The sequence below is a fragment of the Bradyrhizobium sp. AS23.2 genome (assembly GCF_001908185.1).
Lineage (GTDB): Bacteria > Pseudomonadota > Alphaproteobacteria > Rhizobiales > Xanthobacteraceae > Bradyrhizobium.
This window is the reverse complement of record NZ_LGHM01000021.1, coordinates 64,643-79,896: the sequence shown is the minus strand read 5'-3', so window position 1 is coordinate 79,896 and position 15,254 is coordinate 64,643. Positions and strand designations below refer to the sequence as shown.

14 protein-coding genes are annotated in these 15,254 nt (G+C 63.8%); 4 read left to right on the top strand and 10 right to left on the bottom strand.

All coding sequences use genetic code 11. The features are described from left to right. Positions 1-23: 23 nt before the first annotated feature. Genes AC630_RS04570 through AC630_RS04560 form a run of 3 tightly spaced genes read right to left on the bottom strand, consistent with a single transcriptional unit; the run spans position 24 to position 3,574 of the window. Positions 24-941, bottom strand: a complete 918-nt coding sequence (locus AC630_RS04570; protein WP_074117276.1) for an ABC transporter permease — start codon at positions 939-941, stop codon at positions 24-26. Then, positions 928-2,019 carry an ABC transporter permease gene (locus tag AC630_RS04565; RefSeq protein WP_074117275.1) on the bottom strand — a complete coding sequence of 364 codons (1,092 nt, stop codon included), beginning with the start codon at positions 2,017-2,019 and terminating at the stop codon, positions 928-930. Before AC630_RS04565 ends, AC630_RS04570 begins: the two co-directional genes overlap by 14 nt. Continuing rightward, a complete protein-coding gene (locus tag AC630_RS04560) occupies positions 2,003-3,574 on the bottom strand; it encodes an ABC transporter ATP-binding protein (RefSeq protein WP_074117274.1) in 1,572 nt (523 codons plus the stop codon). Before AC630_RS04560 ends, AC630_RS04565 begins: the two co-directional genes overlap by 17 nt. 569 nt (positions 3,575-4,143) lie before the next feature. Here AC630_RS04560 and AC630_RS04555 point away from each other — a divergent pair. Further along, a complete protein-coding gene (locus AC630_RS04555; protein WP_074117273.1) occupies positions 4,144-5,250 on the top strand; it encodes a hypothetical protein in 1,107 nt (368 codons plus the stop codon). Positions 5,251-5,437: 187 nt separating this feature from the next. On the opposite strand, the gene AC630_RS04550 is transcribed toward AC630_RS04555, so the two are convergent. From AC630_RS04550 to AC630_RS04525, 6 genes are read right to left on the bottom strand one after another with little or no spacing between them, the layout of a single operon-like run. Beyond that, positions 5,438-5,923: a nucleoside deaminase gene (locus AC630_RS04550; RefSeq protein WP_074117272.1), complete on the bottom strand. Its 486-nt coding sequence runs from the start codon at positions 5,921-5,923 to the stop codon at positions 5,438-5,440. Positions 5,924-5,936: 13 nt separating this feature from the next. Continuing rightward, positions 5,937-7,469, bottom strand: a complete 1,533-nt coding sequence (locus tag AC630_RS04545; RefSeq protein WP_074117271.1) for an ABC transporter ATP-binding protein — start codon at positions 7,467-7,469, stop codon at positions 5,937-5,939. Further along, a complete protein-coding gene (gene biuH, locus AC630_RS04540) occupies positions 7,466-8,149 on the bottom strand; it encodes a biuret amidohydrolase (RefSeq protein ID WP_074117270.1) in 684 nt (227 codons plus the stop codon). Before biuH ends, AC630_RS04545 begins: the two co-directional genes overlap by 4 nt. Positions 8,150-8,160: 11 nt before the next feature. Continuing rightward, complete coding sequence (locus AC630_RS04535; protein WP_074117269.1) at positions 8,161-9,087, bottom strand: ABC transporter permease; 927 nt, start codon at positions 9,085-9,087, stop codon at positions 8,161-8,163. 1 nt (position 9,088) lies between these two features. After that, positions 9,089-10,201 (bottom strand): ABC transporter permease, encoded by a 1,113-nt coding sequence (locus tag AC630_RS04530; protein ID WP_074117268.1) that lies wholly within the window; start codon positions 10,199-10,201, stop codon positions 9,089-9,091. Then, entirely contained in the window at positions 10,198-11,310 is a 1,113-nt protein-coding gene (locus AC630_RS04525; RefSeq protein ID WP_074117267.1) for a BMP family ABC transporter substrate-binding protein, read from the bottom strand. The genes AC630_RS04530 and AC630_RS04525 overlap by 4 nt, the downstream gene beginning before the upstream one ends. Before the next feature lie 405 nt (positions 11,311-11,715). Here AC630_RS04525 and AC630_RS04520 point away from each other — a divergent pair, with 405 nt between their 5' ends. Next, positions 11,716-12,990: an allantoate amidohydrolase gene (locus AC630_RS04520; protein WP_074117266.1), complete on the top strand. Its 1,275-nt coding sequence runs from the start codon at positions 11,716-11,718 to the stop codon at positions 12,988-12,990. Positions 12,991-13,092: 102 nt separating this feature from the next. Further along, complete coding sequence (locus tag AC630_RS04515; protein ID WP_074117265.1) at positions 13,093-14,466, top strand: hypothetical protein; 1,374 nt, start codon at positions 13,093-13,095, stop codon at positions 14,464-14,466. A gap of 34 nt (positions 14,467-14,500) precedes the next feature. On the opposite strand, the gene AC630_RS04510 is transcribed toward AC630_RS04515, so the two are convergent. Further along, on the bottom strand, positions 14,501-14,722 hold the full coding sequence (locus AC630_RS04510; protein WP_074117264.1) for a hypothetical protein: 222 nt from the start codon (positions 14,720-14,722) through the stop codon (positions 14,501-14,503). A 353-nt stretch (positions 14,723-15,075) separates the two neighbouring features. On the opposite strand from AC630_RS04510, the gene AC630_RS45200 reads away from it, so the two are divergent. Continuing rightward, positions 15,076-15,246, top strand: coding sequence for a hypothetical protein (locus tag AC630_RS45200; RefSeq protein WP_167561128.1), 171 nt, complete (start codon positions 15,076-15,078; stop codon positions 15,244-15,246). The last annotated feature ends 8 nt before the right edge of the window (positions 15,247-15,254 follow it).

Genomic DNA, 15,254 nt, shown 5'->3' with positions numbered 1-15,254 from the left:
CGCGCCCGTCGCGGAAAAAAAGATCAGCGATCAGGCACGAACACAGTGCCGAGCGCGGCCGGTGCGGTCGAGCCGCCGGTGCGCGCGCGGGAGAGCAGGACCAGGACGATGACAGTCGCAAGGTAAGGCAGTGCCGACATGAACTGCGAGGGAATGCCGACGCCCCAGCCTTGCGCGTGCAACTGCAGGATCGTCACCGCGCCGAAGAGATAGGCGCCGACGACGAGCCGGCCCGGCCGCCACGACGAGAACACGACCAGCGCCAGCGCGATCCAGCCGCGGCCGGCGGTCATGCCGGGAATGAAGAACGGCGTATAGGCGAGCGGCAGATAAGCGCCGGCAAGGCCGGCGCAGGCGCCGCCGAACATCACGGCGAAGGTGCGGATGCGTAGCACGGGATAGCCGAGCGCATGGGCGGAGACATGATTGTCGCCGCAGGCACGCAGGATCAAGCCCGGTCGCGTGCGGTAGAGGAACCACCAGACGCCGATAATCAGCGCCAGCGAGAAATAGACGAAGGCATCTTCGCCGAACAACACGCGGCCGATCAACGGGATGTCGGTGAGGCCGGGAATGTAGAGATGCATCGCCGGTGTGATGCGCTCGCCGACGAAGCCGGCGCCGATCAGGCCTGAGAGCCCGATCCCAAGGATGGTCAGCGCGAGACCCGTCGCAACCTGGTTGACCGCGAGCCCGAGCGCCATCAGCGCGAAGACCAGCGACATCAGCGTGCCCGCAATGATGCCGAACAGGGCGCCGATGAAGATCGAACCGGTCAGCCAGGCGCCGGCAAAACCGCAGGCGGCGCCGACGATCATCATGCCCTCGACGCCGAGATTGAGCACGCCGGAGCGCTCGGTCACGAGCTCGCCGGTCGCCGCGATCAGGAGTGGGGTCGACGCGGCGAGCACCGCCAGGATGATGGCCTCAATGAGTTCCACGGGCCACCTGTCGGTTCGGGAAAACCAGCTTGAAGCGGTAGAGGATGAGGGAATCGCAGGCGAGCACGTAGAACAGCAGAATGCCCTGAAAAACCTTGGTGACGTCCAATGGGATCTTCATCGCGATCTGCGCCTGTTCGCCGCCGATAAAGGTCAGTGCGAGAAAAAGGCCTGCAATTAGTATTCCAAGCGGGTTCAGCCGGCCGAGAAAGGCAACGATGATCGCGGTAAAACCGTAGCCGGGCGAAATGCCGGGCTGGAGATGTCCGACCGGGCCCGCGACCTCGATGATGCCGGCGAGGCCCGCGAGCGCGCCGGAGACCGCGAAGGTCAGGATGACCAGCTGATTGGCATTGAAGCCGCCGAACCGTGCAGCGCGGGGGGCGGCGCCGACCACGCGGATCTCGAACCCCTTGATGGTCCGTCCGAGCAGGATCGCGGCGGCTGCAACGACAAGCAGGGCGATGATCGAGCCGAGATGCAGCCGGCCGCCTTCGATCAACAGCGGTACCGTCGCGACCGGATCGAATTCAGCCGTGGTCGGGAAGTTGAAGCCGTGCGGATCGCGCCAGGGGCCGCGCACGAGATAGTCGAGGAAGAGATCGGCGACATAGACCAGCATCAGGCTGGTCAGGATCTCGCTGGCGCCGAACTTCACCTTGCAGATCGCCGGGATCAGCGCATACAGCGCGCCCGCGGCTGCCGCGAGCACCAGCATCGCCGGCAGCACCCAGGCGCCGGCGTCGGTGCCCTGTGTCTTCACCGCGATCCAGCTTCCGGCGACCGCGCCGATCAGGAATTGCCCTTCGGCGCCGATATTCCAGGCGTTGGCGAGATAGCAGAGCGATAGCCCGATCGCGATCATCACCAGCGGCGTCGCCTTCACGGCGATTTCCTGCAGCGAATAACCGTCAGTCAACGGCGCGATGAAATAGGCGTGCAGGGCGAGGAGCGGATTCTTGCCGAGGATCGCGAACAGGACGATCATGGTCGCGATGGTGAGGCCGATCGCGATCAGAGGCGAGACCAGCGCGATTGTGTTGGAGCGCTCGGCGCGCTTCTCAAGCACCAACTGCATGCGCGGCCTCCTTCGGCTCCAGGCTGCTGCCGCCCATGAGAAGGCCGAGCTTCTCTCGCGTCGCTTCGCTGGTGGCGAGCGGAGCGGACAGTCGGCCATGAAACATCACGGCGATGCGGTCGGCGATCTCGGCGATCTCGTCGAGATCCTGGCTGGTCACGAGCACGGCGGCGCCTGCGGTTGCCAGATCGAGCAGGGCTTGACGGATGACGGCGGCGGCGCCGGCATCGACGCCCCAGGTCGGCTGGCTCACCACCAGCACCGCCGGGTTGCGCAGGATCTCGCGTCCGACGATGAATTTCTGCAGATTGCCGCCGGAGAGGCTCGCAGCTTCCGGATCGCGCTTGGCCTTGCGTACGTCGAAGGTTTCGGTCGCACGGTCCACGGTCTTCAGCGTGGCCGCGGTGTCGATGAAGCCGTGACGGACCATGCCGCTGGCGGCATGCCCGGTCAGCAGCGCGTTCTCCGACAGCTTCATGCGCGGTGCGGTGCCGTGGCCCAGCCGCTCCTCGGGCACAAAAGCGGCACCCAGCTTGCGCCGCTGCGTGATCGAGAGGTGGCCGGCGGCGATGCCTTCGATCACCACCGTGCCGGGGTCCTTCGACAGGCGCTCGCCGGACAGCGCGGCGAACAGCTCGTCCTGGCCGTTGCCTGCGACGCCGGCGATGCCCAGGATCTCGCCGCCCTTCAGCTCGAACGAGATGTGCTCGAGCCGCACGCCATGCGCCTCGCTTGGGGTGAGTGAGAGATCGTTGACGACGAGCCGCGGCACGGTGGTCTGCCGGCCCGCGGCTGCTTTCACTTCCTTGACCTCGCTGCCGACCATCATGCGCGCGAGCGAGGCGGCGGTCTCGAGCCTTGGATTGCAGGTCTCGACCGTCTTGCCGCCGCGCAGGATCGTGGCGGTGTCGCAGAGGCGTTTCACCTCCTCGAGCTTGTGGCTGATGTAGAGGATGGCGCGGCCTTCGGCCTTGAGCCGCTCCAGCACGATGAAGAGTTGGTCTGCTTCCTGCGGCGTCAGCACCGCGGTGGGCTCGTCCAGGATCAGGAATTTCGGATCCTGCATCAGCGCGCGGACGATCTCGATGCGCTGGCGTTCGCCGACGGACAATTGCCAGACTTCGCGCCTGGGATCGAGCGGCAGCCCATAGGTCTTCGACACCTGTTCGAGGCGCGCCGACATGTCCTTGAAGGATTCCTTGCCGTCGAGACCGAGTGCAACGTTCTCGGCGACGGTGAGATTGTCGAACAGCGAGAAATGCTGAAACACCATGCCGACGCCGCGGCTGCGTGCTTCCGACGGCCCCGACAGCACGATCGGAGCGCCCTGCCAGCGAATCTCGCCGGCGCTGGGCTGGATCAGCCCGTAGATCGCTTTGACCAGCGTCGACTTGCCGGCGCCGTTCTCGCCGAGCAGCGCGTGGATCTGCTTCGGCCAGATGTCGATGTCGATGGAGTCGTTGGCGAGGAAATCACCATAGCGCTTGGTGAGCCCGATCGTCTGAAGCAGCGGGGCCTCGCCGGAATGCAGGCCGTTGGGCGTCGGATCTAACATTCGCTGATGCGCTTGCATGGGATGAAGTGCCTCAATACTGGGCTAGTTTGAACCGCCGCGTAAGGTGTGAAAAAGCGTCATCCCTTGCTTAACGCTTCGGCAGGCGGGTGTGTCGCGAGTCGCGGCCCCGTGGGGCAATAATCGCTCCCAGCCGATCGCGAGAGCGCCGTTGCAGTTGCGTCCTGCAAGCGGCGCATGTTGCAAATTTGTGACGGTTTAAGCCAAATCGGAACCCGCTGTGCAGGCTTGACGTGAAGTTGAGCAAAGTTGCGCCAACACGCGTATGCAATTCCGGAGCGCCACGACGGTCGTTGCCGGCGATCACGTCTGCGTTGTTCGTTCGCGGCAAAACGGAAACAGAATCAACCGCGAGTCTCCGGCATTGCGCTGGCGCCCCCGCGCAGCTTAGGCGCGCAAAAGCCCTCAAAATTCCGCGCCGAAACGTTTCTTGCTGCCGAAACATGCGGCATGCCTTGGAAAAAGTTGAGGCTTCTCACTCCGGGAGATCAGCGCAAGTGTCGCACCCGAGGGCGTTCATTTTTACGTGTCCAAACTTGGGGGTATTCAGGATGTCGTTTCGTCTCAAGGCAATTGCAGCCACGGCGCTGTCACTTGCTACGCTCGCCACCGGTGGCCTGGCTCAAGCGGCGGACTTGCCGGTCAAGGCCGCCAAGAAGGCGCCGGACCTCCCTTTCTTTCTGGTGATCGATAATCGCGTGTCCTTCTCCTGGATGCCCAAGGGCACCGATCCCGGTATGTGGAGCGTCAACCCGAACGGCAGCATCAACGGCACCACTCCCAAGCAGGTCTACTCCTTCACCCATTTCGACCTCTGGGCCTACGGCACCAACTTCTTCACCATCTCCATGTTCAAGTCGGGTCATAACGACCCTGCTTCGCCTTGCGTCGCGCCCGGCGTGACCATCACCGGCGGCGCCGCTGATTGCGCCGGCGCAACCGAGATCTACGGCCTGTTCCGCTCGACCTTCGGCTGGAACGAGCTGTTCGACACCAAGGCCTTTACAGCCGGCCCGCTGCGCAACATCTCGTTCGAAGTCGGCATGGACGGCAACAGCGAGAACACCTTCCTCGCGCCTGCCAAGCGCGACGTCGTCGCCGGCCTGCAGTTCGCCTTCGACCTTCCCTACAAGGGTTACATCAACGTTGCGCCCCTGATGTACTGGGAGTTCTCGAACCACAACGCCTTCACCCAGTGCGGCCTGTTCGTCGCCGGGCCTGCGGGTGTTGTCTGTAACGCCGACGGCAATGTTAGCTACAACCCGACCTGGGCCGTTGAAATCAATTACTACATGGACCTCGGCTTCCTGCCGCCGAACATGCAGTTCTGGTCGATCAGTGGCCGCGCCGGCTGGTACGGCGCGAAGGGCGACTCCAATGGGCTGCCTGCGCTGTCGGGCCCCGGCCGGTTCTCCACCGCAACCAAGATCGAGCTGAATAGCGAACCGATCCGCCTGACCTTCGACGCTTCGAAGGCCGCCTGGGGTGACAAGTACTCGCACTTCGTCGACCTCTGGGTCGCCTACCGCTACTGGCAGAACAAGTTTGGCCTCGATCATAACGCCATGCCCGGCGTCTGCACGGTCGCCGCGACCGGCCAGAGCACCAACAGCTGCACCGAGTCCACGGTCTATGGTGGTGTTACTGTGAAGTTCTGATCGACGGAGGTCTCAAGGTTCGGATGACGCCGCGCGGGAATGCGCGGCGTCATCCTGCGTTTCGGGGCGTGGAATCGTAGGGTGGGTTAGCGAAGCGTAACCCACCATTTCATTCCAACCGGGGAGAGCAAAAAGGTGGGTTACGCCTTCGGCTAACCCACTCTACGGAGCGGAGCGGTGGACGCGCCTACTTCGTCCACACGCCATCATGCAGCGCTTCGGCCTCGTCCTCGAGCAGGGGGCCGACGACCTCCGTCGGCCGCTGGCCGCTCGCAAAAACCTCGCGGCACGGCAAATCGAGCGTCGGGTTCTCCGGATGGTTGCCGGTAACGCCGCGCAGGCGGTGCTCGCTCAGGCCATAGACGACGCGGCCGATGCCGGCCCAGTAGATCGCGCCGGCGCACATCGCGCAGGGTTCTGCCGAAGAATAGAGCGTGGCCCTCGCCAGCACGTCGCGGCCGAGCGTGCGGCAGGCCAGCGTTGCCGCGAGGCGTTCGGCATGCGCGGTGCCGTCGTGATCCGGCAGGTAGCCGTTCTCGGTCTCGATAAGGACCTTACCGTCGGCATCGACGACGATGCAGCCGAAGGGATGATTGCCGTGGGTCAGGGAACGCCGGGCGATGGCGAAGGACAGGCGCAGGAAATGCTCGTCTCGTTCGGCTGCGCCGCTCATCGCCACTCCCTGGTCAATGCCCCGCCATGTGCCGGCCGACCACGGTGAGGTCAGCCTCGCTCGTCCGTGCTTCATACACGAATTCGCCGTGGAACATCACCACCAGCCGATCGGAGAGCTCGAGCAATTCGTCCAAATCCTCGCTGACCAGCAGCACAGCGGCGCCGCGGTTGCGCGCGGCCATGATCTCGGCATGGATCTGCGCGACTGCCGCGAAATCGAGTCCGAAGCAGGGATTGGCGGCGATCAGCACCTCGACGTCGCCGGCGAGCTCGCGGGCGAGTACGGCGCGCTGCACGTTGCCGCCTGACAAAGCCGAGATCGGCGTCTCCGGCGTGCGGGTCCTGATCTTGTATTGGGCGATCTTCTTCCTGGCGTCGTCGCGGAAGGCGCTGCGATTGAGCCACCAGCCACCACTGGCAAAGGGCGCGCGGTCGAACTCGCGGAAGGCAATGTTGTCCGCAACGCTCATGCCGCCGACACAGGCGTTCTTCAGCGGCTCCTCGGGCAGAAGCGACATCCTGTGACGTCGCATCTCCTCACGGTTGGCGTGATAGGAAGCGCCGGCGACGCGGACCTCGCCGCTTTCGGCCTCGCGCTGGCCGGCCAGCACCTCGACGAGCTGGCGCTGGCCGTTGCCGGAGACGCCGGCGATGCCGACGATCTCGCCGGCACGCACTGTGAGCGAGACGTCATGCACGGCGACGGCGCCGGCATCGTCCAGGGCGCGGACCTTTTCCAGCTCGAGCCGGGCCCGACCCGCTTCGCCGGTGCGCGCGGGCTGCATCGTCAACTCCTCCGCACCGATCATGGTGCGCGCCATGGCATCCGGCGTCAGTTCGGAAACCTTGCCGGCTCCGGCAACCTTGCCGCGGCGCAGGATCGTGACGTCGTCGGCGAAGGCCATCACCTCGCGGAACTTGTGCGTGATCATCAGGATGGTCAGCTCGCCCTTGACGACCATGTCGCGGAGCATGCCAAGCACTTCGTCCGCTTCCGCCGGCGTCAGAACCGAGGTCGGTTCATCCAGGATCAGGAAGCGGCGCTTCAGATAGAGCTGCTTCAGGATCTCGCATTTCTGTCGCTCGCCGGCCGAGATGTCGGAGACCTTTGCGCCGAGCGGCACCTTGAACGGCATCCGCGCCAGAAACGCCTCGAGCTCCTTCATCTCGTTGGTCCAGTTCACCACGGGTGGCACGTCGTCGCGCGCCAGCACGAGGTTTTCGGCAACCGTCATCGCCGGCACCAGCGTAAAATGCTGGTAGACCATGCCGAGGCCGAGCGCGTGGGCGTCCTTCGGATTGGCGATGGCCTGTTCGCGGTCGCCGACGAGGATGTCGCCCTCGGTCGCGTGGTAATAGCCCATGATGCATTTGACGAGGGTCGACTTGCCCGCGCCGTTCTCGCCGAGCAGCGCATGGAACGAGCCCGGCCGCACCTTCAACTCGACATTGTCGAGCGCAAGGAAATCGCCGAAGCGCATGGTCATGGCGATGGCGTCGACGCCGAACGCGCCTGAGGGCGGAGGCGGCTCACCGATGATCACGAGATCGCCCCGATGAACGCGTCGGAGGTCGAGACCGCGCCGAACACGCCGCCCTGCATCTTGATCATCTTCAGCGCGTGCTCATGGTTGCTCTTGTCGGTCGCGCCGCAGCAGTCGTGCAACAGCACGCATTCGAAGCCGCGGTCGTTGGCCTCGCGCATGGTGGTGTGGACGCAGACGTCGGTGGTGATGCCTGTGAGGACGATGTTGTCGATGCCGCGCACGCGCAGGATCAGCTCCAGATCGGTGGCACAGAACGAGCCCTTGCCCGGCTTGTCGATGATGGGCTCGCCCGGCAGCGGTGCCAGCTCCGGAATGATGTTCCAGCCTGGCTCGCCGCGCACCAGGATGCGGCCGCACGGGCCGGGATCGCCGATGCCGGCGCCGATCTGGCGCGAGCGCCAGCGCTTGTTGGCGGGCAGGTCGGAGAGATCGGGGCGGTGGCCTTCGCGGGTATGGATGATGTGGAAGCCCTGCTTGCGCATCGCCGCGAGCAGCCGCTTGATCGGCTCGATCGGCGCCCGCGTCAGCGAGAGGTCGTAGCCCATCTTGTCGACATAGCCGCCAACGCCGCAGAAATCGGTCTGCATGTCGATGATGACGAGCGCGGTGTTCTCGGGGCGGAGATCGCCGTTATAGGGCCAGGCATAGGGCTCGGACTTGATGTAGCGCTCGGGCATGATTTGGCTCTCTAGCGGGTGATCGACAATTCGGCCGGGGCACCGGTCAGCGTGCGTTTCGGCGAGCAGGTGATGATCATGATCGCCAGCGTCAGGATGTAAGGCGCGGCGTTGAAGAGGTGATAGCCGGAGGTGACGCCGACCGATTGCAGTGCCGGCCCGAGCGCCGCGGCGCCGCCGAAGGCGAGCGACGCCCACAGGCAGAGCATTGGATCCCAGCGCGCGAAGATCACGAGCGCTACGGCGGTGATGCCCTGGCCGGAGGAGAGGCCCTCATTCCAGCTTCCGGGATAGAACAGCGACAGAAACGAGCCACCGATGCCGGCGAGAAAGCCTCCGACCATGGTGGCGCGCAGGCGGATCAACAGCACGGAGTTTCCCATCGCGCGCGCGGCATCCGAGCTCTCGCCGGCAGTGCGGATCAAAAGGCCCCAGCGCGTGGTGCGGAAAGCCCAATACAGGATCGGCGCGAGCGCGACGCCGATCAGGAACAGGACGTTGACGCGCAGTGCGGCGCGCACCTGCGGAATGTCGCTCCACCAGCCGAAATCGATCGCGGGCAACCGTGGTGCTGTGGGCTCGATCAGCGGCTTGCCGAGATAGAAGGCAAGGCCGGTGCCGAACAGCATCAGCGCGATGCCGACCGCGACGTCGTTGACCCGCGGCAGCGAGCAGATCCCGGCGTGCAGCGCGCCAAGCAGCGCGCCGGTGATGCCGGCGGCGAGCACCCCCAACCAGGGCGAGCCCGTGAGATAGGAGATGCCGTAGGCGCTCATCGCGCCCATCACCAGCGTGCCTTCGAGGCCGAGATTGATGCGGCCCGAGCGCTCGGTGATGCATTCGCCCAGGCTCACGAACAGGAATGGCGTCGAGACGCGAATGGCGCCGCCGAGCACGGCGAGCGGGACGGTCCAAAGTCCGATCGATCCGTCTGCCATCTCAGGACTTTCCCTTCAGGAATCCGATGCGGCCGTAGAGCGCGTCGCTGGCCAGAACGAAGAGGAAGATGATGCCCTGGAGCACCAGAACGGATGCGTCGGGCAATCCAAGGCGGCGCTGCAGCAGGCCTCCGCTGGCGCTGATGCCGCCGAGCAGGATCGCGACGGGGATGATGGCGAGCGGGTTTTGTCGTGCAAGGAAGGCGACCAGAATGCCGGTGAAGCCATAGCCCGCGGCGAGGTTGGCATTGGTGCGGCCCTGCACGGCGGCAACCTCGACCATGCCGGCAAGGCCTGCGGCACCACCGGCGAGGAAGCAAATGGTCAAAATGAGCTTACTAACGCCGAGGCCGACGATCTTCGCGGCGCGGATATTGCCGCCTGCCACGCGCGCAGCGAAGCCGAACACGGTGTGATAGATCAGGATATAGGCGGCGATTGCGGCGATCAGGCCGAAGACGAGGCCCCAGTGCACGTCGGTGCCCGGAATCGTGCCGATCATGTTGGCGGCGCCGATCTCGCGGGTCGAAGGCTTGTTGAGGCTTGCAGGGTCGCGCATCACGCCTTCAACGAGATGATTGAGGATCGCGAGCGCGATGTAGACCAGCAGCAGGCTCGAGATCGTTTCGTTGACGCCGCGGTACTGGCGAAGCGCGCCGGACAGCATGACCCACGAGCCGCCGCCGATCACGCCGGCGATGACCATGGCGATCTGCACGACGAGCGGCGGGACGCCCTGGAATGCCAGCGCTGCGCTGGTCGCCGACAGCGCGCCGATCAGGAGAGCGCCCTCACCACCGATGATGACCATGCCGAGTTGCGCGGGCAGTGCGGTGCAGAGCGCGGTGAGGATCAGGGGGGCAGCGCGCGTCAGCGTGTTCTGCCAGGAGAACCAGGTGCCGAAGGCGCCCTGGTACATATAGAAATATAGGTCGAGCGGGTTCTTGCCGAACATCGCGACAAAAATACCGAAGACCAAGAGCGCGCCGGCGAGCGCCGCGCCCGGGATCAGGACATATTCGATCGTGCCGCCGTGTCGCTGGAGGAATCCCGGGTCGGCGGCAGGGGCAATTGCCCCGACCGCCTCGGCGGAATCCGCTGCTTCCGTCGTCACGAAGTCGCTCCGATCACGCCTTCGACGAGATAGTCCATCTTCTCCAGCTCGGGATCCTTCTGGCCGCGATCGGTGCCGGCCGCGATCACCGTCTTGCCCTTGTTGTCGACCAGTCCTCCCTTGAAGATGGCGTAGCCCTCCGCCGACAGGAATTTTCCCTTGACGTCGTCGGCATGCTTGCGCGCCTCGGCGGAGACCGACTCGCCATAGGGCGAGGTCTTGACGATCTCTTCCTTGAGGCCGCCGCGATAGAAGTTCGGGATGCTCTCGCCGGCGGCGATCATTTTCACGAACTTCGGATAGAGCGCTTCCCAGTTCCATTCGGCGCCGGTGAGATATGCCTTCGGCGCAAGCGGTGACTGGTTGGTGTGGTAACCGCAGACGAAGGCGCCGCGGCGCGCGGCATTCTCGACCATGGTCTTGGGGCCGTCGACGTGGCAGGTGAGGACATCGACGCCCTGATCGATCAGGCTGTTGGTAGCTTCGGCTTCCTTGACCGGCATCGACCAGTCGCCGGTGAAGATCACTTGCGTCGTCGCCTTGGGATTGGCGAGCCTGGCACCGAGCGTGAAGGCGTTGATGTTGCGCAGCACCTGAGGGATCGGCTTTGCGGCGACGAAGCCGAGCTTGCCGCTCTTGGAGGTGTGACCGGCGACGATGCCGGAGATGTACTGGGCCTCGTCGATATAGCCGAAATAGCTGCCGGCGTTCTTCGGGTCCTTGTCAGTCCACAGGCCGCCGCAGTGCTCGAAGCGTAGCTTCGGGAACTTGGTGGCCATCTTGATCATGTGCGGATTGTAGTAGCCGAACGAAGTCGGGAAGAGCAGGGTGGCGCCGTCGAGATTGATCATGGACTCGATCGTCTTCTCGACCGCGTCGGTCTCCGGCACCTTCTCTTCCTCGATGACCTTGAGGCCGGGAATCTTCTTCAGCGCCGCCGCTCCCTGCGCGTGCGCCTGGTTGTAGCCGTAGTCATCGCGCGAGCCGACATAGATGAAGCCGATGGTCGTTTCGGCCGAGAAGGCCGGGCGGATACCCGCTGCGGCACCGAGGGTGAGGGCTGCGCCGCCCTGCAACAAATGACGTCGTGAAATCCTGCCAAAATCCATTTCTTGCTCCCCTTGGCGGATGCGCCGCCTTGATCTCGCGGCTGCGCCGGTCTGGCGGAGCCCGGATAAGATGTCGCAAGCTTCGTGCCAAAGGCTATGAGGCAGGCATTTCGAAGTAATATATTGAAAAATATAGACTATATTTATTGATCGAATCTTGATCAGAGAGATGCGTGATTAAGTGATGGGCAATATCTCTTTATTGTATGCAGATGGGTTGGGCAATCTTAACCGATCACGGGTGTGCATGATGAGCGCTGGACGTCCGTCGGCTCCCACGCATTCATGCTAACCACGCGCTGATTGAGGCGGGCGCCAGCCCCGGGTGATTTTCGCTGGCACCGAACTTGTATTGATGGTCGTAAGGACGGGGCCAAGTCCCCTCCGGATGGAAAGCTCGCCGCGATGGGTGCTGGTAACGCCGTTCAAGATGCATCGCTCGGTGAAGAGATCGTGCAGCGGATCAACAAGCTCGCTGCGATCTCGGAAGAGGCCGGCAAGCTCACCCGCATCTATCTCAGCAAGGAGCTGCGCGAGGCCGCGGACCTCATCCTGAACTGGATGCGCGAGGCCGGCATGAGCGCGCATCTCGATGCGATCGGCAATGTCTGCGGACGCTACGAGGGCGAGCGGCCGGGCGCGCCCTGCCTGATGCTGGGCTCGCATTACGACACAGTGCGCGATGCCGGCAAATGGGACGGTCCGCTGGGCGTGATCACGGCGATCGCCTGCGTCGCGGACCTCAACCGCCGCGGCAAGCGCTTGCCGTTTGCGATCGAGGTCGTCGGCTTTGCCGACGAGGAAGGTGTGCGCTTCGCCTCGACCCTGCTCGGCAGCCGCGCGGTGGCCGGCACTTTCGACGAGGCCGTCCTCAACGCGCGCGACCGCGACGGCGTGTCGATGCGCGATGCGCTCGTCACGTTCGGCCTCAATCCCGATCATATTGGCGCGGCGGCGCGGGCCCGGCGCGAGCTGCTGGCCTATCTCGAATTGCACATCGAGCAGGGTCCGGTGCTGGAGGCGCAGAAACTGCCCGTCGGGGTGGTCACCGCGATTGCCGGCGCCACACGGCTTGCCGCGCGCCTGACCGGCATGGCCGGCCACGCCGGCACCGTGCCGATGGCACTCCGGCGTGATGCGCTGGCGGGTGCGGCCGAATGCATCGGCGTGATCGAGCAGTTTTGCCACACCGACGAGGGCGGGCTCGTCGGCACCGTCGGCTACATCCAGGCAAGGCCCGGCGCGACCAATGTCATTCCCGGCGAAGTGTCGTTCACCATCGACATGCGCGCGCCGACCGACATGCACCGCAAGAGTGCGGTGGCCGATGTCGTCAGGCAGATCGAGGCGATCGCAAAACGCCGGCAACTGACGCTCCAGCTCGACGTCACCCATGAGAACCGCACTGTGCCTTGCGCGGCCTGGCTGCAGGACCAGATCGCGCAGGCGATCGGAGCGGAGGGTTTTCCCGTATTCGAGCTGCCGAGCGGGGCCGGGCATGATGGCATGGCGATGATCGATGTCGCCGATGTCGGCATGATCTTCGTCCGTTGCCGTGGCGGCATCAGCCATCATCCGGACGAGCATGTGGCGCTCGCCGATGCCGACGCCGGTGCGCGGGTATTGCTGCGGGCGATCGAGAACTTCAGGCCGCGCGAGGACCGCGCCAGCGCAAGCTGACTGCGCGGAGCCCGCAAGTCATCGGGTAGAGACACGAATCAGACATGGTTAGAATGGTGTCGCCCATCACCGGGATCACGACACGTTAGCCGATTTACGCATATGAACAGCGACATCTCTTTTCCATCACATCGCGGGAACCGATTTTACCAGGGGATGGCCGCCACCTTCGTCGCGAACGCCATCCAGGCGGTCAATTTTCTCGGCGATCGATTCCTGAGAAAGTCGCATCATTCGTCAACGGTCATCAAAGACCTTTACCGGCACTCGATGGACAGCGCCTTCTCGGTGACCGAGGCGTTCCTCGTCACAGGAGCACCGCACGCTTCCGCCTATTACCCGCGCGACTTCGCCTGGTTCTATCCCGACGTTCTCGACCCCGAAACCATCATGGATGCGCAGGACGCGGTGCGGCGGGTGCGCCTGCTTGAAAAGAGCGTTCGGCTGTTGCTGGAGGCCGTTCGCGCTGACGTCGTCACGACGACCATTGTCCCGGCAGGGCGCGGTCGATATCTTGGCGTGAATTATTTCTCGCGTCCCTCGGATACGCTGCTCGGCATTCTGGCCGGTCTCCAGCAGATGATTTCTGCCGAGGAGAGGGCGTCGTCCTATCTGGCGATGTCACAATGCGGGCATGCCGGCCGCCTGCTACTGGCCGAATACGGCGTCGACCTGAAGCGCGCGATCCTGCAGCTCGCGAGCGAGCTTGAACCGTTCGATCGTGAGGAAGCCCGGTATCTGCTTTGCGATGCCAGTGCCCCTCGTTCTGCGGCAACCGACACCCGCGCCGAACGCAGGCGTTTTGTGACCAACGCCTGCGTCTACACGACCTTCGTGTGGGGCGTGCAGCTCGGGGTCGTCGATGAGAATGAGCTGAAGCGGCTAATGGGGCGCGACCTCGCACAGTACAAGAAGGACCTGCTCCGCCTGTTCGGCAAGGACGGCTATATCAGGCATTCGCTCGATGGTACGGCAGGTTCGCCGGTGTCCTCGGTTGCGCTGGATTTCGTCAGCGTGCACCGCGGATTTTGGGATATGAACGATGCAAGCGAGCGCGCGCTGTTTGCCGCCACGACGGATCTGATCATTGCGGAGCCGCGGTTTCGCATACCCAGCACATTCCACTTCCTGGTGTCCGCGGATAATCCGCGGAACAAGATGATCCACAAGATTGCGGCTCCGGCTTATCAGGGACGTTCCTCCTGGCCGACGTTCAATGTCGAGTTCGCAGATCGCATGCTGGACTTTGATGAATTCTCGGGAAGCAACACCTACCGGGCCTGCGCCCAGGGAATTCTGAAAGACATTCGCACCGCGACCGAGGTCCACGGCGGATATCAGGAACTGATCTCGGAACAGGGTCTGAAATATCGTACCTGGGCCTACAAGGGCGCCGTGGCTCATTCCTGGTTTCCGCGCTTCCTGTCGGTCTGGCGGAGGGCGTATGGAACGCCGCTCCTCCAATGGAATGACTGATCCGTAGCGCCAGGTGAACGATGAGTCCGGCCCGTCACGCCACGAGATCCAACAGCCGGCACGATCCACGTACCAGCACCTTGCGTCCCGTTGGCGTCATCGCAAGCACGCCGTCGTCAATGACAACGAGGCCGAGCTTGACGAGGCTTTCGACGAGATAGGCCTTCAAGAGGCGACCGTTCGGCAACGGGTTGCGAAGTGCCTTCAGCGCTTCCCATTGATCGTGCGAAAGATCGAAGTCGACGTCGTTGTTCATGTTGCCTCAAGCGATAGTACCGTTCGCGCGCCCCTGTTAGCGGCGCTGCATGAAAACCATGCGACGACAATGAGTCCGGAATTCGGTGAGTCGTTTGGAACGTCTCTTCACAAATTGCCGCACTCTGTTGCGTCACAAGAGTTAAGATCGCTCGCGGACGAATATCGTCCCGGTCTCTGATCACTAATTGATGATTTCAAGTTGATGCTGCGCCGCGAACTGCCGCAGTGCACGGGAAGTACCGCTGTCCCATTCTGCGTCGCGATACGCACAGAAAATGATGAGACGAGACGTTCAGGACTCTGTTAGCTTGGTTCGTGGGGAATGACTTCACACGACAGGAGTGTGACTGCATGAACAGGCTGGTGGAAATTCGCAGTCAGGAATCCCTTTGCCGTGAGCGTGCCGCGCTGGATTCGGAGCGCCGGGTGTTCTGGCTCGCGCAAGCCCAGGAATGGGAACAGCGCGCGCTCGACGAAATTGTGTATCACTTTCGGGAGTGCAATCTCGCGCAGGCGAACTGAGCGCCGCC